The 18409-nt window shown below is 70.5% G+C and carries 16 protein-coding genes; 4 read left to right on the top strand and 12 right to left on the bottom strand.

The features are described 5' to 3' along the window. Position 1 precedes the first annotated feature (1 nt). Positions 2 to 379, bottom strand: a complete 378-nt coding sequence (locus tag ACWEIJ_RS23305) for a hypothetical protein (protein WP_449839318.1) — start codon at positions 377 to 379, stop codon at positions 2 to 4. 388 nt (positions 380 to 767) lie between these two features. Between ACWEIJ_RS23305 and ACWEIJ_RS23300 the strand changes: the two genes are divergently transcribed. Then, positions 768 to 1337 carry a zinc ribbon domain-containing protein gene (locus tag ACWEIJ_RS23300; protein ID WP_449839317.1) on the top strand — a complete coding sequence of 190 codons (570 nt, stop codon included), beginning with the start codon at positions 768 to 770 and terminating at the stop codon, positions 1335 to 1337. Positions 1338 to 1350: 13 nt separating this feature from the next. Here ACWEIJ_RS23300 and ACWEIJ_RS23295 read toward each other — a convergent pair whose 3' ends face one another. Then, positions 1351 to 1860, bottom strand: a complete 510-nt coding sequence (locus ACWEIJ_RS23295; protein WP_449839316.1) for a hypothetical protein — start codon at positions 1858 to 1860, stop codon at positions 1351 to 1353. Between the two features lie 92 nt (positions 1861 to 1952). Here ACWEIJ_RS23295 and ACWEIJ_RS23290 point away from each other — a divergent pair, with 92 nt between their 5' ends. From ACWEIJ_RS23290 to ACWEIJ_RS23280, 3 genes are read left to right on the top strand one after another with little or no spacing between them, the layout of a single operon-like run. After that, the gene (locus tag ACWEIJ_RS23290; protein ID WP_449839315.1) at positions 1953 to 3500 is read left to right on the top strand and encodes a hypothetical protein; all 1548 of its coding nucleotides are present in this window, start codon (positions 1953 to 1955) and stop codon (positions 3498 to 3500) included. Beyond that, positions 3497 to 6295, top strand: coding sequence for an ATP-binding protein (locus tag ACWEIJ_RS23285; protein WP_449839314.1), 2799 nt, complete (start codon positions 3497 to 3499; stop codon positions 6293 to 6295). Before ACWEIJ_RS23290 ends, ACWEIJ_RS23285 begins: the two co-directional genes overlap by 4 nt. Beyond that, positions 6288 to 7943, top strand: a complete 1656-nt coding sequence (locus ACWEIJ_RS23280) for a C39 family peptidase (RefSeq protein WP_449839313.1) — start codon at positions 6288 to 6290, stop codon at positions 7941 to 7943. Before ACWEIJ_RS23285 ends, ACWEIJ_RS23280 begins: the two co-directional genes overlap by 8 nt. A gap of 3 nt (positions 7944 to 7946) precedes the next feature. Here ACWEIJ_RS23280 and ACWEIJ_RS23275 read toward each other — a convergent pair whose 3' ends face one another. The 10 genes from ACWEIJ_RS23275 to ACWEIJ_RS23230 are packed head-to-tail and all read right to left on the bottom strand — an operon-like array spanning position 7947 to position 18334. Continuing rightward, positions 7947 to 8645, bottom strand: a complete 699-nt coding sequence (locus tag ACWEIJ_RS23275) for a protein DA1 (RefSeq protein WP_449839312.1) — start codon at positions 8643 to 8645, stop codon at positions 7947 to 7949. After that, entirely contained in the window at positions 8642 to 9631 is a 990-nt protein-coding gene (locus tag ACWEIJ_RS23270; protein WP_449839311.1) for a hypothetical protein, read from the bottom strand. Before ACWEIJ_RS23270 ends, ACWEIJ_RS23275 begins: the two co-directional genes overlap by 4 nt. Further along, positions 9610 to 10584 (bottom strand): protein phosphatase 2C domain-containing protein, encoded by a 975-nt coding sequence (locus ACWEIJ_RS23265; RefSeq protein ID WP_449839310.1) that lies wholly within the window; start codon positions 10582 to 10584, stop codon positions 9610 to 9612. Before ACWEIJ_RS23265 ends, ACWEIJ_RS23270 begins: the two co-directional genes overlap by 22 nt. A gap of 32 nt (positions 10585 to 10616) precedes the next feature. Next, positions 10617 to 11357, bottom strand: coding sequence for a vWA domain-containing protein (locus ACWEIJ_RS23260; protein WP_449839309.1), 741 nt, complete (start codon positions 11355 to 11357; stop codon positions 10617 to 10619). Then, positions 11354 to 12250: a hypothetical protein gene (locus ACWEIJ_RS23255; RefSeq protein WP_449839308.1), complete on the bottom strand. Its 897-nt coding sequence runs from the start codon at positions 12248 to 12250 to the stop codon at positions 11354 to 11356. Before ACWEIJ_RS23255 ends, ACWEIJ_RS23260 begins: the two co-directional genes overlap by 4 nt. Further along, positions 12247 to 12954 (bottom strand): vWA domain-containing protein, encoded by a 708-nt coding sequence (locus ACWEIJ_RS23250; RefSeq protein WP_449839307.1) that lies wholly within the window; start codon positions 12952 to 12954, stop codon positions 12247 to 12249. The genes ACWEIJ_RS23255 and ACWEIJ_RS23250 overlap by 4 nt, the downstream gene beginning before the upstream one ends. Beyond that, entirely contained in the window at positions 12920 to 14626 is a 1707-nt protein-coding gene (locus tag ACWEIJ_RS23245) for an Hsp70 family protein (RefSeq protein WP_449839306.1), read from the bottom strand. Before ACWEIJ_RS23245 ends, ACWEIJ_RS23250 begins: the two co-directional genes overlap by 35 nt. Continuing rightward, entirely contained in the window at positions 14623 to 15123 is a 501-nt protein-coding gene (locus ACWEIJ_RS23240) for a hypothetical protein (RefSeq protein WP_449839305.1), read from the bottom strand. Before ACWEIJ_RS23240 ends, ACWEIJ_RS23245 begins: the two co-directional genes overlap by 4 nt. A 13-nt stretch (positions 15124 to 15136) precedes the next feature. Then, on the bottom strand, positions 15137 to 15538 hold the full coding sequence (locus ACWEIJ_RS23235) for a hypothetical protein (RefSeq protein WP_449839304.1): 402 nt from the start codon (positions 15536 to 15538) through the stop codon (positions 15137 to 15139). A gap of 12 nt (positions 15539 to 15550) precedes the next feature. After that, entirely contained in the window at positions 15551 to 18334 is a 2784-nt protein-coding gene (locus ACWEIJ_RS23230) for a hypothetical protein (RefSeq protein ID WP_449839303.1), read from the bottom strand. Positions 18335 to 18409 lie beyond the last annotated feature (75 nt).

The raw sequence follows: 18409 nt of genomic DNA, 5'->3' as shown, positions 1-18409 counted from the left end.
GTCAGGCGCCCTTCAACCAATTGGCGGCCGACGACGCGTTGCTCAGCTTGCGGGCCAGCGTCGCCTCCTTGCGCCACGCGAGCTGGGCGTGTCCCATCACGCCGTACCGGGTGGTCCAGTGCGACGTCCAGATCGACACGCCGCACTGCGACGTCCCGTTCGGAGTGAAGCTGACCGAGACCGTGGGCGGCCACTTTCGCAGTCTGGGCTTGAAGTTCAGGTGCCCGGCCCCCTCCTCCCGAGTCCACAGGACACCGAAGTGTTCGGCCACCAGCGCAGCCGCCTGCTGCTCGCTCAGCGCGGTCGTCACGTCCAGCTGAGTGCGCGCCCGCACCTGGACGAAGATGTTCCAGCCGATGACGACCACAACCACCAGCACCCAAAATGCTTCCACAATTCTCGCCTCCCTGTGCAGAACCTGACTGGTGCATCGCGGCCACCGTCCACAACGTTGCACCCGAAAAGTGGACAGTTTTCTCGCATCGCTCGGGTAACGTCATCGCACCGGCTGAACGAAGTGAGAAGAGAGCGCACGACAATCACGTCGGCGGCCGACCGGAGAGGTGACCGGGTTGATCAACTGCATCAGTTGCGGCGGGACTCTTCGCACCGGGGTGAACTACTGCACGAAATGCGGCGTGCGCGTCCAGACCGCCACCGCCTCGGCGCCTCCGCGGCCGGTTCCTCCGCTCTCACCGGCGCCTCCGCCACCGCCACCGCCCCGTGTGACGCCCGTGCCGCCAGCCGGTCGTCAACCCGCGTGGGCGATGGCCGCGTTCGCGCTCGTGGTGGTGATGGGACTCGTCGTTCTCGTGTTCTCCGTGGCCGCGCAGAACGACACGACCGAGGGCGCCGCGACCACGCCGGTGGCCGGAGGCCGGCAAACCCCGCCCACGACCTGGCCAGCCACGACCCGGACCACCACGCCGGTCACGACGACGACGGTCGACTCCGCCGACGCGGCGAAGGCCGCACTGGAACGGCAGCTCGCCGCCGACCGACCCTCCGTCGAGGCCGCGGTCGGCGTCTGGATGCCACAGCTGTCGTCGAAGAAGCTCGGGCTCGTCGTGAACGGCCAGAGCTACGGGTACCTGGAGATCTGGGCCGACCACCAGGCCATCAGGAGCAGGTACCCGGACGCGCTGCTGCTCTGGTCGGGTGAGTTCACGAGCTACGACGGCAAGGACTTCTGGGTGACCGTCGTGCCGCGCCCGTTCCCGACCGGCGCCGACGCGAACGCGTGGTGCGACGGCCAGGGCATCGCCCAGGACGACTGCTATGCGAAGCGCCTGCTGCACACAGGCACCTCCGCCGGCACCACCGTGCTGAGGCGGTGACATGCCGACACTGTCACCGCCACTGCCACGACCCGAGCATCGCCCACCAGTGCCACCGGTACCCGGCGGCGCTCGCGCGTGGAACCCTCAGCTCCCCGTGCAGCTGAGTGCCGTGCGGCGCGTCCGCGACGAGCCGCGACACCCGCTCTCCCCCGTGAAGGTCGAGGTCGACGACGAACGCGGACCGGCCGCCCACCAGCACCTGGCGCGACTCGCTCAGCACTCCCCCGTACAGCGCGGGAAGGTCGCGGACGACCGCACCCGTCGCGTCGAACGCGCCCGCCTGTGGCCAGAACATCGCGGTGGGCAGGAACTTGGTGTGCGGGGCCACCAGCGCGGCGATCATCTGGACGGACCTGTCCGCACCGGACCCGTCGATCAGACCGGGACCGTCGTCAACCGGAGACCACGGCCACGGGTACCCGAACTTGCACACGCCGGGAACCTCGACCCAGCCCTCCTTGCGCAACACGTCCGGGATCGCCTGCCAGGCGCCGGAGTTGAAGAACCTGCCGAATCCCACGACGACCTCCTCGCAGCGGCACGCGAGAACGATAGGCCTCGCACACGCTGTTGTGAAAGAGGCTGCGGCACAACTACTTCCGGAGGGTCATCGTGACGTCGCCGAGGAACGGGCTCGTCGTCGGCTGGCATCCGATCGAGCTCGGGGACCCACCACTCAGCCCGTTGTTCGACCAGCCACCCCCTGCCGCGGGTGCGGATCCCGCGCAGGCGAACGCCTTGTGGCGCAAGGACGTCGAGGCCGACCAGCGCCGGCTCGCCCGGCTGCATCAGAGCAGGCCGGCGTGGTACCCGGTCGTCGCGTGGGAGGACGTGCAGGTGCTGCCGGTGTTCGGCGGCACCCCCGCGCTGTGGGCCAAGCTGCTCACCACGCTCGCCATGTCCTGGATCGGGCGCGTGCGCATGGTGAACCTCACCCAGTCCGACCTCTTCGGACCGTTGCGGAGCATGGCTTCGGCGAGCGGGATTCCGGACGTGCGCTCGGACGTGCTCTCCGCACGCGGATCCACTGTGGACGTTTTCGGCAGGAGGACGCCGGACGAGCTCGCCGCTCTCGTGACGGACGTGCTGCGGCCCGCCCCGGGTGGTCAGGGGCGCAACGAAGCGTTGCGCGCCAGGCAGGAACTCGTGCGGGTGCAGAAAATGCTGGCGGTGCAGAACGACCTCGCCAGGCTGCGGGACGCGATCGCACTGCTGCTCGGGCATCCGCAGCGGTCCATCACCTCGGTCTTCGACCCGCGTGAGCAGGCGGAGCTGCGCGACTACCGCGCGGACGTCGTCGACCAGAACCAGCACGTGTCGGCACGGTTGAACGACCTGCACGGTGACCTGGACGGCCTGCTCGGCTTCGCCAGGGATCCGGCAAGAGCGAGCAGGACCACCGGTGCGGGCCCGTTCCGCGTGCGCACCTACGAGGTGGAGCGAGCAGGCAGCACGCACGACGCGGAGCTGGCGCGCGAGCTGTTGTCCCGCACCGCGACGCTGGCGTTCGCGGCGCCGTACCAACATCCCGACCTGCTCGTCGTCGCCGGGGCCGAGGCGCTGGCGCCCGAGGTGCTCGACGTCCTCAAGGGCACCGCCCAGCGCCGCAACAAGCAGCTGGTCCTGTTGTGGGGCCGGATCACCGACGACGCGAAGACCACCATCGGGCTCGGCGGCGTGGACTGCGCGTTGTTCGCCAGGCTGCCGAACCGGCAGGACGCCGTGTACGCCGCCGAGCACTTCGGCAAGGAGTTCACCTTCGTGGTCAACGGTTTCTCCTTGTCCGAGAACGAGACCGAGCAGTGGAACGAGGCCCACACGAAGACCGTCGGGGTCACGACGGGTACGACCCACAGCTCCGGCCGCAGCAGCTCGACCGGGCTCAACGGCGCGCTCAGCTGGGGACGCAACTTCGGCACCAGCTTGTCGACCTCGCTCAGCGTCAGCAACGCCACGTCGCACGGGATCGGAGGATCGGTCGGGGTCACGCGCCAGAGCAGCATCGGGCGCGTGCAGGAGCACGTGGTGCAGCCGGAGGTGTTCCAGCAGCTCGACGACGGCATCGCGCTCTACCGCCGCGACGTCACCGTGATGGTGGCGGTGTGCGATCCCGCCATCGCGAGCTCCGGACGCACCTCCCCCGCACCGTTGGGGCCGTGACCGTGCCGCCCCGGGAAGTCTCCCTGCTGACCCATCAGGTCCTGTCCGTACCGCGGCTGGACGGAGGGTTGCCGGAGCTGCGCACCAGGTTGCTGCCCCAGCTGGCGCTCGCACACGCGGCGGGCGACACGGTCGCGTGCTGCTGGATCCGCGTCCGCCCGAACGGCCGGTTCGCGCTGCTGGTGGGCGGGATCGCGGACCCCGCCGCAGTGACGGTGCCGTTCCCGCCCGGCGCGCGAGGAGCACCGCTGCAACCAGCACAGGTGACGCGCGCGACCGGACGGCTGGCCTGCTGGCGGACGGCCGAGGTGGCCCTGGAATGCCTGCCAGGAGAGGAGGACGCGCAGGAACCCGCGACAGCCCTCGACGACCTGTTCGGGCTGCTGCCGGACCGGCCGGCCGCAGTGCTGGTCGTCGCCGAGCCGTTGCCGGCGACGGCGCTGGAGGCCCGCATCTCGGCGCTCTCGGACACGATCGGCGATCTGGAGCGGCGCCGTTCCGGGAGGGGGTCCGAACGCATCCGGCTCGCCAGGGCGGAGGCGGAACTGGCGCACTTCGACCGCGCCGCGACACTCGGGGCGTGGCGCCTTCGCGTGTGGACCGCCGGTGACGACGAGGCGGTGTGCGACGCGGTCGCCGCGATGACAGGTGCCGGTGCGGATGCCGGAGGTGGTCCGCTGCGGGTGCGTGCCGCGCGCAAATCGGCACCCCGCACCGACCTCGCCTGGGCCGAGACCTGCGACGCGGGCACGCCCGCGGTGACGGCGCTGTGGCGGCCGCCGGTCGGCGAGCTGCCGGGGATCAGGGTTACCACCACTCCGGCGTTCGACCGCACTCCCGAAGCTCCAGCGGAGCTAGTGATGGGTCGCGTGCTGGACGCGACAGACACGCCGTCACTGCCGTTCGGTGTCGCTTTGGACAGCGTGAACCGGCACGTCTTCGTCACCGGCGCCACCGGTGCGGGAAAGTCGCAGACGGTGCGCACGTTGCTGGAGGCCCTGTCCGGCAAAGGGATCCCGTGGCTCGTCGTCGAACCGGCCAAGGCCGAGTACGCGGCGATCGCGGGCCGGGTGGCACCTGCGGAGGTCCTGGTGATCCGGCCGGGCACGCCGGACGCCCCACCGGCGTCGCTCAATCCGCTGGAGCCGAGCTCGATGGTCGTCAACGGCCAACGGGTGTGCTTCCCGCTGCAGACGCACGTGGACATGGTGAGCGCGCTCTTCACCGCCTCCTTCGACGCTCAGGAGCCGTTCCCGCAGATTCTCGCCCGCGCCCTGACGCGTTGTTACACGGCGGTCGGCTGGAACCTGGCGCTCGGCGCATCGCTCACCGCTGCGGTGGGCGTGCTGCCGCGGTGGCCGACCCTCTCCGACCTCCAGCGCCACACGCTCGCCGCGGTGGACGACGTCGGCTACGGCCCTGAAGTGCGGCAGAACATGCGAGGGTTCGTCAGCGTCAGGATCGGCAGTCTCCGCTCAGGTACACCCGGCAGGTTCTTCGAGGGCGGCCATCCGCTCGACCTCGGCGCGCTGCTGACGCGCAACGTGGTCTTCGAGATCGAGGATCTCGGTGACGACAACGACAAGGCGTTCTTCATCGGCTGCGTGATGCTCCGGGTGTTCGAGCTGCTCCGGCTGCGCGAGCAACACGGCTTGACCGCGCCGGGACTCGCACACGTCACGGTGATCGAGGAGGCGCACCGGCTGCTGCGGCATGTCGAAACCGGTTCCGCGGCCGCCCAGGCCGTCGCCCTGTTCGCGAACCTCTTCGCCGAGGTCCGCGCCTACGGCGAGGGCATCGTCGTAGCGGAGCAGATCCCGGCGAAGCTGCTGCCCGACGTGGTGAAGAACAGCGCCGTCAAGCTCGTGCACCGCTTGCCGGCCAAGGACGACAGGGACTTCGTCGGCGCGACGATGAACGTCTCCGACGAGCAGTCGGAGCACGTCGTGTCGCTGCCTCCCGGGGTCGCCGCGGCTCACGCCGACGGGATGGACCGGCCGGTGCTGGTCGCCGTGGACGCCACCGGACGGACCAAGGAGTCCCGCAGCCCTGCCGTCCTCACTCCTCCGGTCGGCAGACGCGGCGCCGGCTGCCCTCCTCGATGCGGTGCGGCACCGTGCACGCTGGACCGGATCGTGCGCGCGGAACACCTGCCGGACGGGCCGTGGATCTCGCTGTGGGCGGAGGTCACCGTCCTCGCACACGTGCTGGGTCAACCGCTCGGGTCCCTGTCGGAGCCGTTCCGGTCCCGCCTGCTGGGGTTGCCGGACTCACTGCTCGACTGCGCTGTGGGAGCGGCCTGTGCCGCGTCCGTCGACCGCCGCGGCGTGCACATGTTGCGCTGGTACGACCCACGCGACCTCACCGGCCGGGTGGCCGGGGTGATGCGGCAACTGTTGTCCGGCGCGAACGTCGGCGTGCCGGAACCGCGCTGGCGCGTCGGCCACTACCGCTGGGCCTGGATCCTCCGCGCCCTGCACGCCACCCCACGCCCCGGCGACGACGTCGAACGCCCACACCCGCGCACCGCCGCGTGGGCCACCGCCGGCTTCTCCCTGCCCGGAACGACGTGGGCCGCACAACGCGCGGATGCCCTTGCCTTTGCCAGGAGAGACCTGGTCCCCCAGGAAGGAGTCCTCGGCGGCGACCCTCCGGTCATCGACGACCTGACCGGTGTCATCTCCCGCGGCACCTCACCCGCCGCGCGCCTCAACAACGCGTTGGCCGAGATGGGACTCGACGCGACCTGGCCTGCGTTCCGGCTCCGCCCCCTCTGGAGGTCTGACGATGAGTGAGAGGTTCTTCGACCGGCCCGGCGAGGTGCCGGAGTTCAAGCCCGCTTTCAACCTCGAGGCGGTCTCGCCACAGCGCCGCGACGAGATCGACGAACTCCTCGAACCGACGCCAGCCGTCGCCTGGGAACCCCCTTCGCCGGAGAAGTCGCGACAGCTCGAACTGGAGCCTGCGCCGCAGGGACCGGCAGCGGAACTCCACCTCCCACCCGCCTCCGCTCACTTCGACCGGCAGCCGGTGCCCGGAGCCCAGGCCGGGCCGCTCGGTCACACCATCCCACCACGCCAGGACTCCGCACCACGCGACCGAACCGAACAACCCGGCCACCCCACACCAGACCTGCCACCGGAAACCACCCAGCCACCCGCCCACCCACTCGGTCAGGCCGCGGTGGGCGAGACCGTCGGGCTCGACCCAGCGCCGGCCGACCGAACCGGGCACCTCAACCGGCCGTTCCGCCAGGCCGCGCTCACCGGCACGTCCCACCTCGACCACGCATCTCAGGACCAGCCCGTCCCGGCCGTGCAGACCGCATTCGCCGACGCCATGCGGCGCTCCCCGGAACCCACGCCGTGGGACGACGTCCCGCAACCCGGCGACCACCCGGACCGAACCGCGGTTGGTGACCCCGTCCACCCGGAGCAGCTCCCAGCACCACAGGATCACGCCGAGCAACCCGGCCGGCCGACTCAGGTCGCCCCCGAACGACTCGACGACCACCCCACCCGACCGGACCCGGCGAGCGACACCGAACGCGGGAACGCCGGGACACCTGAACAACTGCCCGGCACCCAGGCCTCTTCCGCTTCGGAGCTAGGCGACTTCCTCGAAGACGACGACATCGAGCAGCTGACGCAGGCCACCCCGGACGAACCGTGGCAGCCGAGCACCTCGGGGGAAGACGGGTACGAGCGGCTGGCCCGCCTGATCGTCGACGACGTTCCACCGGACAGCCCCGCGCAGGACGCTGCGGACGACACCCTTGTCCAGCAAAAGCGCGAGCAGGGACTGAGCCGGATCAAGGCGCTCAAGGAGATCCCGGACGTGGAGATCATCGGCGATCCCGAGAAGTCCATTCCGGGCTGGCTCCCGCAGGGCCACAACGACCGCGGTGTCAAGCGCACGTGCGGCGTGACCACCGTGGCGCAGCTCGCCCAGCAGCAGGGTGTCGAGACCTCCGAGTCCGAGGTCCTCGACGCGGCTGTCGAGAACGGCCAGTACGAGATGGACGAGAACGATCCGCAGTTCTGGGGTGGAGTCAAGGCCGAGCACCAGATCGAGCTGCTCGAGTCGCTCGGGCTGAAGGGCACGCACCTGCACGACATGACCGTGGAGGACATCGCGGACCTGGTCGAGCAGGGGCACGGCGTGGCCATCGAGGTGAACTCACGCGATTTCCGGGACAGGTACAGCCCGGACCGTCCGTCGGACATGTTCGTGCACGACGACAGCAACCTCACTCACGAGAACACCAACCACTCCGTCGTGGTGACAGGTGTCGTGAAGATCAACGGAGAGGTGAACACGATCATCGTGAACGATCCGACCGGCAAGCCGGGAGTCATGCTGCCGATCGACGTCCTGGACGGGGGCTGGCGGAACCTCGGCGGGCACATGCTCGTCGTGCGGCGGCCCGAAGCAATGCCTTGACGGTCACGGCAGTCCTCCGGTGCGTGCGAGAGATGACAGCACAGCCGCCATCCCGTGCATGCGCACGCTGCCGTGCACGAGCCGGAAGCCCGCGCCGTACACGGGGTTCGGGTTGTGCCGCATCCTGTCCCGCAACGCCAGCGCGAACGGCGTACCGGCCTTCTTGAGCCAGGCGTAGGCGATCAGCTCGCACACGCCTTCCTCCAGCGCTTCGGTCCTGAGGCGCACGCTGTTCTCCGCCAGCCAGGCGTGGCCGAGCTCGTGTGACACCGTGCCACCGAACAGGTCGTGCGGCTGGCCTCCCAGCACCCGGATCACCGTCGCGCCCATTTGGTCGCCGCTGACGGCGATCTCGGTGATTCCCAACGGGAGCAGCGCGCCGCCCACGGCCGACCTCAGCCGTTCCCCGTCGGCGAGGACCACGCGAACAGGAGTGCGCAGTGTGAAGCCCAGTTCCCCGGCAGTGCGGCGGATGCCGGGCAACACGCGGCGAACGTCGTGCTGGGTGTCGACGGCGTCCACAGCGCACTCGGGACACCTGATCACGCCCGCGCCGAGGTCCGGCCACCCCTGCTCGCCGACGGCACGCGGCCGGGCGCAGCCGACGCAGAGACCGGACTCGCCGTGCTCGTCGCAGATCACCTGACCGCGCAGGGAGACCGAGCAGGACACCGGCTGCCGGCCGCAGACCGCGCACCTCACCGCGCCGGCACCCACCTGCCGGTCGCGGGGTCCCGCCGCCATCCACTGGTCACCGGACGCTGCTCGGACAGGCGCGGCGCGACGACCGGGTCGACGGCGTTCGAACTGCGACGAGGTGTCCGGCGTGCCAGGTAGCTGTACCAGGCGGCCGCGGCCGGCCGGTCCTTCGCCCGCGCGGAGAGCGACCGGGCCAGCAGGTCGTACCCGTCGGCATCCAGCACGTGACGAAGCCGTGCGGGGTCGCGGGCCGTCGAGGACTGCGGGCCGGGGCTCAGCGCGCGCAGCACGAACAGTCCGAGCTTGTAGACGTCGGTGGCCTGGGTGAGCACGAGGCCCTCCGGCGGGTCCCAGTCCGGCGCGTTGAGCTGCCGCACGACCGCGGCGCTGCCGCGAATCCGGACGGCGTCGCAGTCGACGAGCATCACGGTCGGTTCCGGTGCGAGGCGGAACAGCTCGTTCTTCGCGTTGACGTCGCCGAAGACGATCCCCTTGTCGTGCAGGAACGACAGCGCGCCGGCCAGGTCCCTGCACACCGCGAGCCGGTCCGCACCGGTCAGCGCGGGCATGCCGAGCCGGCCGGCGAGATCCGGTGCCACGAACAGGTTCTGCGCCTCCCGCGGATCCCGGCTGGACACTCCGCTGGGCAGCCGTCGCTGCTGGAAGAACGAGTCCGGGATCAACGGCATCACCACGCCGCTGATGTGGCCCTCCGACCGCACGACGCGTGCGGGCCACGCCGCGATCGTGTCGAGCCGATGGCGGTCCTTGACGTCGAGCGCGCTGCGCACCCGCACGATCGCCCGGAAGCCGTGCGGGGCCGACTGCTGGCCGAGATATGCCTTGTACACCAGAGGGCCGGAGACGTCGGGCAGGGTCAGGCCCGGCACGAGGTACACGACCGCCTGCCCGCCCTTGCCGATCCGGTCGCCCAGCCGGCCCAACTCGGCCAGGTCGACCTCGTCGTTCACGACCGGCGCACCGGCCACACCGCAACCACGGTGCGGTCGTCGTCGAAGGAACGCCGGCCGAAGTTCACCTGCGACGCGAAGGTGAGTGCCTCCGGCGGCTCGCTCCAGCAGGACGTGAGGAAACGGCCGACCTCACCCTCGCCACTGCCGAGCGCGTCGCCGACGCCGTCGGTCATCAGCACGAGCGCCTCCCCGTCCGCGATCCACGTCTCGACCGACGCGGGCAGTCGTTGCGGCACCAGGGGAACCGCCGCGGTCGCGGACGAGGCGATGACGCTGCCCTCGTTCTTCACCGGCTGCAGCGGAGTCCAGGGTCTCTCCTGGTCCGGGCGCAGCAGCCACGCCGAGGAGTCGCCGAACTGCATGACGTGCACGGGCAGCGCCCCTGGTTCGTCCGGAGCGAGATCCACCACCGCGAACAGAGCGGTCGCGGCGAGCGTCGCGGCCACCTGTTCCCGATCGGCCAAGGCCAGCTCCGCGCGCCCGTAGGACTCCACCTCGTCGGCGAGCAGGTGCAGCACCGCCGTCCAGTCGATCTTCTCCGGCCCGTCGCGCTCCAGCCGTCGCTCCAGCTCGGCGCACCCCGATCTGGCCACGATCTTCGCGGCGATGTGCGAGTGCGTGCCCGCCGAGACGCCGTCGGACACCGCCATGACGAGCCAGCGTCCGTCCTCGGTGACGAGGAAGGCGTACTCGTCCTGGCAGACGCGTCCGTAGTAGCGGTTCTTGAGGCCTCTCGCGGCCGCGGCCCGCAGGTCGGCCGACGGCGCGTCCGGCACCGGTAGCCGCGTCCCGTCGACGACGAAGTCGCTGCGGAACCGGAATCTGGCGTCCCGTTGGGTCACCACGGCGGACACGGCTCTGCCCGGGTCACCGACGCTGCACGGCCTCGCGCCGTCGTTCCACTCGACCGGGACGTCGTCCGGGTCCGCCGCGGCAGGGGAACCCGCGGCGTGCTTGCCACGTGACATGGGAATCTCCTCGAAGAGCTGGGGGTCGCCGATCACAGGAAGTCGTCGTCGTCCGCGCTGTAGGTGCTGATCCCGGCCGGCAGCTGAGCCGTGGTCGGCAGGACGATGCCCGACGAGCCGCCCGCCATGCTGTTGCCCGAGTTCACCACGCTCGACACGAGGATCTCCGCCATCGCCCTGATCGCCTCGGCGGCCGTGTTCCCCTTGTCCATCATGAACATCCGCATCTGCTTGGTGCCCGTGGCGGGGTGGATCAGCTGCTGCAGGACGCGCGGGTCGGCCTGCGCGACGCCGAACGGGATGAAGTTCGGGTACATCGGGAAGCCGATGCCGCTCTGCCGGTCGTACGCGGTCAGCTCCGCGAATGCGTCGCGCCATTCCTGTTCCTGGTCGGAGGGAGCCCCGTCGCTGAGGAAGAACACGGCGGGACGGTGGACGCTGTAGCTGTCTCCCTTCAGCTGCGCGACGTCGTCCTCGATGGTCTTGCGCAGCAACCGGAAAGCCGCGGCGTACGACGTTCCTCCACGCACCGCCAGCCCCGGGATCGTGAGCGACGGCTCAAGGATGTCGCACAGCGGCAACAGGACCCTTGCGTCGTCGGAGAAGTCGACGAGGCAGAACCTGACCTTGTCGCTGAGGATGGGGTTCTGGGCGAGCGCGTCGAGCAGTGCGGGCATGATGTCGTTGGCCGCGGTGATGCTCTCGCCGTCCATCGAGTACGAGACGTCGATGACGACGTAGAACGGCAGGAGCTTGGCTTTGTCTTCGCTCATCGGATGTTCACGCCTTCCGGACGGGTGAGTGCGCTGAGTTCCTCCGCCCGGTGGAGCAGCAGCTCCGGCCAGGCCGAGATCGAGGGTCTGCTGCCGGGATCCGCGCACAGCGATGCCCGCAGCAGCGGCATCAGCCGGGGCCCGAGCACGGCCGCGGCGCGTTCGGGGTCCCTGGTGTGGAAGTTCCTCGCCACCGCGCGCAGGACGACCAGGGCGGTCTTGTACACGTCGGACTGCTGGTTCTGGGTGCCGGGGAACAACGGGTCGTCCCAGCCGGGCGAGTTCGGTTGCGGAGACACGGGATCCGCGCCGCCCAGCCGGAACCCGTCGCAGTCGACCAGGTATGCGGCGGGGTCCGGCCCGGCCCGCCAGAGCACGTTCTTCACCGACGTGTCACCGAGCACGACCCCGTGCCGGTGCAGCATCGCGGCCGCCTCCGCGCAGCGAGCGAGCACTCGCAGGGATGTGGTGGCGTCCTGCTCGGCGATGCCCCTCCGGCGCAAGGCCACCGAGTCCGCGATGAGGAACTGCAACTCTCGCAGCACCACCACGTGCCTGCCTTCCGGCATGCGCATGCCGAACGTGAAGTCCTCCGGCACGCGTGGGAGCAGTGCGCCGATCGCGCGGTCTCCGGACACCAGCACCGCGCGCGGCCAGCACGCCACCGCGTCCAGCGCCACTCTGTCCACTTCGGACATGGAGCGGCGCAGGGCGACGAGGCGGGTGAGCGAGGCCGGGTTGATCACGATCTCGTCGTGGTAGCGCTTGACCACGAGATCCCGCGCAGGCCGCCCGCCGAGCGCGATCACCTCGGTCACCCTGCCCTGCCCTCCCTCGCCGAGCAGCGTCCCTTCCGTCACGTCCGTCGCCCGCAACACCGCCGGCACGTTCACAGCAGGTCCACCTCGTCGAAGCCCGCGGGCGCCGACCGCGGCAGCACCGGTGCGCCCGCGGTACCGGAGGCGACGACGCTGCGGATCACCAGGTCGGCGATCCCCGAGATCGCCTGCTCGACCGCCTCGCCGGAGCGGGCGGCGAAGCAGCGCGTGGTCGCCACCTGTGCCAGGGTCGCGGGACTGGCGTCGCCGATCGCGAACGACACGATCTCCGGGTGCCACGGCGAGCCGCCGTGGACCAGTCGGTCGAGCTCGGCCGCCCACACCGCCCGGCTGTCGGTCGGCTCCCCGTCGCTGATGAAGAACACCATCGGCCGCCACACCGCGAACTCGTCCGCGGCGAGCTGGGCGACGTCGGCCTCGATCGTCTTCGCCAGCAGCCGGAACGCCGACGAGTAGCTGGTGAGACCCGCCGGTGTCAGTGCGGGGATCTCGTCGACCGCCGCGATGTCGCACAACGGCAGCACCACCCACGCCGAGCCCGCGAAACCGATCACACCCACTCGCGCGGCATCGCTCACCACCGGATTCGCCCAGATCGCGTCGCGCAGCGCGGTCACCGAGTCGCGCATGGCGGCCGCGCGGTCGCCCGCCGCCATCGACGCGGAGAGGTCGCACACCAGGTAGATCGGCAGGATCCGGCACTCGGCGTGGCCGGACGCCGGTTCAGACGAGGAGGTAGGCGTACGAGCGGAGCGCACTGGAGAGCGCCTCCTTGCACTCGTCGACACCGGCGCCGCCGGCGTTCTCCAGGTCCACGCAGATGGCCTCGATCCGGGACGCCTCGTCGTCGTCGACGAACGGGATGACCTTCGTCCGCGCCCGCGTGGTGAGCGCGGCGACCTCCGGGTCACCGTTTCGCGTGGCCGCAGGCTTGGCACCACCACCGTTCACCGCGCCGGTGCCGATCGTCGTGCTGACGCGTTTGGCCAGCTCGACCAGCTTCGACCGGTCCTTGGTCACGCCCCACGAGACGTCGTCGCGCAGCAGGACGTTGCCGGTCCTGACGTCCGCGACGACGATGTGCAGGATGCCGTCGACGTTGTACTCGTAGGTGATGGTGAAGCGGTTCTCGGCCTGGCTGAGGCCGGGGTCGACCGGAATGACCCACTCGCGCAGGATCACGTTGTCCTCGTGGTCGACGGCCTTCTCGGGGTCGCCCTCGATGACGCAGATGCGGACCTCGTCCTGCCCCTGCACAGCGGGCAGGTAGGTGTCCGTCGCCTTGGCCGGCAACTGGTGGTTGCGCGGGATGAGCACGCTGAACCGCGACCGTTGGTGGTCGTCGTGCACCACCGTCCCGAGTGCGTGCTCGGTGGCCACGAAGAAGTCCTTGTCCAGCTGTCCCAGCAGGATCGCCGACGCGATCGCGGCGCCCTGCGCCACCGCCGTCATCGGGTCGCACCCACCGGCGGGCTCCCGGCCGAGCATCTCCGACACCATGGTGCGCGCCGCGGGGATCTTGCTGCTGCCGCCCACCATGACCAGCTGGTCGATCGAGGCGGGGCTGATCGACAGGTCGGCCAGGCACTGCTCGATCGGGCGGCGCACCTCGTCGAGGTGCGAGCTGATCGCCTTGACGAACATCGCCCGCGTGACCGGGAAGTACCGGCCGTCGGGCAGTACCACGTTCACCTCGTCCTGGGTGGACAGAAGAATCTTGGCGCGCTCCACCTCCAGCCGGAACTGCGACTGCTGCACCGGGCTCCACGACGGCCGCACCGGCAGGGCGGCCAGCACGGCCTGGCCGAACGCCTCGTCGAGGTCGATGCCGCCACTGCGCGGAATGCCCTTGGACGCTCGCTCGATGAAGACTCCCTCGATCGTCTCCAGCACGGTGACGTCGAGCGTGCCTCCGCCCCAGTCGAAGACCAGGACGTTCTGGTCGCGCGTCGCGTCGACGGAATAGGCCATCGCGGCGGCGGTCGGTTCGTTCAGCAACGCCTGCACCTCGATTCCGCCCAAGCCCGCGCACAGCTTGGTGCGGAACCGGGCCAGCCCGCGGCTGTTCGCGGGGATGGTCACGACCGCGCGGTCCACCGTGATGCCCGCCGAGGCGCCGCGGATGTGCCCGAAGAGCAGTGCGGCCGCTTCCTCGACGGACACCGAGTGACCGCCGATCTCCACGAACTCCTCGGTCGCGAACAACCGCTTGACGGCTTCCAGCTTGCCGCTGTCCATCCTCTTGCCGTGCCAGCCGAACCTGGTCTCACCGGAGGGCTCGATCCCCAGCACCGACGGCATGACCTTGTCGAAGCCCATCTCCTTCCAGGCCCCTGGCGGGTCGTCGATCGGCAGCACGTCCACCGAACGGCCGTTCCACTGGGCCAGCACGGAGTTCGTCGTGCCGAAGTCGATTCCGAACGGGTTCACGACCGCACCTCTTCCTGATCGCCGACGTCCATGCGCCGATGCGCGCCCTCGTTCACGTCCGGCATGGACCGCACCCGTTCCGCCTGGCCCATGACGATCGGCCGGCCGGTGATCGCGTCCACGTAGCCGAACCGCAGCACGCGCAGCCCGTCGCCCTGCCCGCCGAGCACGTCGTAGTAGCGCTCGTCCGCGGCGTCCTGAACCTTGACCAGCCCCGCCTGGTCCATCCACTCGCGCACGAGGTCGGGCAGCGCCTCCAGGTGACCGATGTCGAGCGCCTCCGCGAACCGCGCCAGTTGGTGCAGGTGCGTCATGCGGCTGCCCGCGGCCGCCACCACCTGCTTGCGCAGCCCCTCGTACGCCTCGGCCGACAAGCCGGAGGACGGGTCGCGCACGATCGTGGCGACCTCGATCTTCTCGATCGACCGGCTGATGCCGTCGACGAGCTGCTCGAGCCGCTCCAGGCGCGCTGCGGCTTCCCTTGCCCTGCGAGTCATCGGTTTTCCTCTCCTACCGCGGATATCCGTCGTCGAACCGGGTCAGCCGGGGCGTGACCGCGCCCAACAGCTCCCAGAGGTCGTCGGCCAGCCATCCCTCGACGACGTCCACATCGGACTCGCCCACCTCGGTCCTGCGTGCGAGCGGTCGTGGGGCGGGTGCGAACATGCCGGTCCGCCCAGGCTGAAAGACGCCGGGGTTGGCCGGCACGCGGAACTGGTCCACCGCGTCGGCCGGGTCGTCGTCGCGCTGCTGGATCTCGTGCAGAGCGCGGTTGAGGTCTTCGATGCTGACCGCGGCGTCGCCACCGGCGCGGCGGATCCGCCTGGCCGCACGGGCGAACGACCGGCGGGCCGTCGCGGCGTCCGCGCCGTAGTCGACGCCGAGCAGCAGGTAGGGATTGGGACTGTCCACAGCCGGCACTCCTCAGTTGCCCAGCACCCGGCGGGCCTTGGTTTCGAGTTCTCGCACGTGGTCGAGCAGATCCATCAGCAGGCTGCGCACGTCCTCGTGGTTCGCCGCGCGCAGCCACGGCGTCAGCTGGTCACGGACCCTCGTGCACATCTCGACCGTCTCGGCCACCTCGTGCCGGGCGAGGAACCACGCGTTGCTGCCCATCTGCGCCCGATCGAGCAGGTCGAGTGCGGCGTTGTAGTTGTCGATGCGCTCCTGGACCTCACGGGACCGCGCCTTGTAGAGGTTGAACGCGATGCGCCGCTGCGCGAGATCCAGAAGGGAGGACACCTTTTCCTGGTCCTCGGCCGGCAGCCCGGGGGCTGACCGCGTTGCGGCCGTGTAGGCGTCGACCAGGGAGTTCGCGATCTCCTCCTCCCGGTGCGTCACGTGGTACGTCAGCGTCGCGACCCCCAGCAGCAGGAGGCAGACCTGGTCGAACCGGCTCACACCGTGCAGTCGCTGAGCGAGTGCGAGTGCGACCACACCGGCGACGTTGTCGGGGTCGTCGATGTGCTCGAGCAGGTATTCCTTGGTCTGCTGCACCAGATCGTCACGTTCCTGCCTGATCCATTCCGGTGCGGAGTCCCAGTCGGTGACGGTGGCGAGCACGTCGACGATCGCGGTGTACATCTGCTCGCTCGCCCTGGCGCGGTAGAACGACGCTTCGAGCGAGTCGCGGTGCGGTGAGGCGGCCAGGCTCTGCGGGGCCCGCAGCCACTCGGCGTCGAAACGGGCCAGCACACCGGCGACCTCGCGGAACTCGTCGAGCCCGATCGGCTGTGTGATGATCGTGCGCAGCGGCTCGCGCAACATCGACGGCAGCTTGTCCGCGGCGAGGTCCTCGCCTTCCCAGTTCTTCGAACCGTCGCCCTGCCACATCCGCAGCGCCCGCATCGCGGCGTTCGCCCGCATCACCTGGGAGGGCGCTTCGCGCACCACCCGGCTCAGGTGCCGGGCCGCGAGCTCGCGGTCGAGATGTGCCGCGACGACAGCGATGTTGGCCAGCAACGAGACCGAGTACTCACCCTCGATCGCGGTCTCCAGCTCGGCGAGCGCCGCACCGTGCTGCCCCAAGTGGTGCAGTGCACACGCGAGCAGGTTGTGCGCTTCGTCCCGCACCGCCTCATCGGTGGCGTGGGCGAGGCAGTCGCGGGCCTCCTGCGCCGCACCCGTCCAGTCCGCGACGAACAACCGTTCCCGAGCCGCGACCAGGGACAGCCAGTCCGCGAACGCCGGGAACCGCCGGCGGACCGCCTCACCACGCACCACCGCACCCGCACCCGCACCGAGCACGTTCGCCAGCGGCTGCCACGTCGTGCGGTCGGCCAGCACCACCTCGTCCAGCGCGTCGATCGGATCTCCGGACTCGCCGGCCCGGCGCAGTCCGGTGGCCAGCCGCCCGGCGGTGTCGGCGTGCTCGGGAAGCACGTCACCCAGCCGTACGTCGTCAAGGCGGTTGTGCGTGAGGTCGTCCAGCACGTGCAGATGCCGGGACATCGCGCTTTGCGGTGCCTGCTCCCCTGCGTCGGCCACACCGCGTTCGTGCGCGCGGCGGACCCGTTCGTCGGCGTGGTCGACTTGGACGACCTGGTCGTCCGTCAACTCCTCCGGACTGGTCCGCGCCAGCAGGTAGACGAGTTCGCCCGGTTCCCGGCGCAGTGCACGGATCTGGTGCGAGGTCAGGACTCCCGCGTCGACCAGTCCGTCCACGACCGCGAGCGGTGCCGCGTCGAGATCGCTGCCGACGACCAGCTCTTCCACGGCCCTGGGCGAGCCGTGCACGGCCGCCACCCGGCCGCGCGCCCCGAGCAGCCGCGCGTCCTCAGGCTGGATCTCCGTCAACGCCGCGGAGGCGAGAGCGAGGAGGGGTGGGGGCGCGTCGACCAGTCCGGCCAGCAACACGACGTCCGCACGCCGTTGCGCCGGAGTGCAGGCGACGATGCCCACCGCTCGTTGGACGAGGCAGGCCAACGGTTCGCTCGGTGCGAAGGCGGCCAGGGCAGGCGCCAGCCGTTCGGCCGCACCGCGCACGCGGCGCAACTGACCCGCGAACACCGCGAGAACCGCGACCTTCTGCCGATACCGGTCCACGGGCAACGCCACCGCCGCCTCGACGACGTCCGGGACGTCACCTCGCCGCGCCGCCGCGATGAGCCGCAGCCAGGACTGCTCGGACTCGCCGAGTCCGCAGTGGACCACCAGATCCACGTGGCCGAGCCGCACGGCGTCCAACGCGAGCCGGCGTCCGGCGCCGGGATGCGACCGCGCGTGCCCGAAGGCGTGGTCGAACAGGGTCTGGGACGCCCACGGCAGGTTCACCTCGCGCGACCCCGCGGCGAGTGCGAGACGCAGCACCGCCGCAGCCGGGCTGAGCCACTCGCCGCTGTCAGGAGCGAGCGGGATCGGCACGGGCTTCAGCGAACCCGGATCGCGCTGCTCGATCTTGCCGTCGTGCAGGAGGAAGAGCGGCCCCGTCTCGCTCGTCCCGATCCGCATGGCGCGGCGCTTGCGCAGCATGCTCCGGTACTCGTACAGCAGGCCGATCGGATCCTGTGGCGGCATGGCGAGCAGATCACGCGCGCTGCCGCACTGGGCACATGATTCGTCCTGGGTGTAGTCGGCACCGCACGCCGCGCACATGCGCGCTGACGTCGAGAGCATCGCCGCCAGATGTGTCTGCCCGGCCGTACCCGCCAGCCGGGTCATCTCGCCGATGTCCGGCCCCCTGCCCGGCTGCTGCCGAGCCACCGGCACCGGGGCTCCCTGCTGCGGCGCGCTCGCCGCCGGCGCGAGACCGGTCGGCAGCCCGCAGTTCCCGCAGAACCGGTC

It is taken from the genome of Lentzea sp. NPDC004789 (assembly GCF_053601075.1).
The sequence above is the reverse complement of the archived record's forward strand: the minus strand, read 5'-3'. Positions and strand labels throughout refer to the sequence as shown.

What these genes read in the sequence shown, in the direction of transcription:
- ACWEIJ_RS23300 (WP_449839317.1), top strand. Translation starts at nt 768, where the DNA reads ATGGCCGCGTTCGCGCTCGTGGTGGTGATGGGACTCGTCGTTCTCGTG.
- ACWEIJ_RS23280 (WP_449839313.1), top strand. Translation starts at nt 6,288, where the DNA reads ATGAGTGAGAGGTTCTTCGACCGGCCCGGCGAGGTGCCGGAGTTCAAG.
- ACWEIJ_RS23265 (WP_449839310.1), bottom strand. Translation starts at nt 10,584, where the DNA reads ATGTCACGTGGCAAGCACGCCGCGGGTTCCCCTGCCGCGGCGGACCCG.
- ACWEIJ_RS23240 (WP_449839305.1), bottom strand. Translation starts at nt 15,123, where the DNA reads ATGACTCGCAGGGCAAGGGAAGCCGCAGCGCGCCTGGAGCGGCTCGAG.
- ACWEIJ_RS23260 (WP_449839309.1), bottom strand. Translation starts at nt 11,357, where the DNA reads ATGAGCGAAGACAAAGCCAAGCTCCTGCCGTTCTACGTCGTCATCGAC.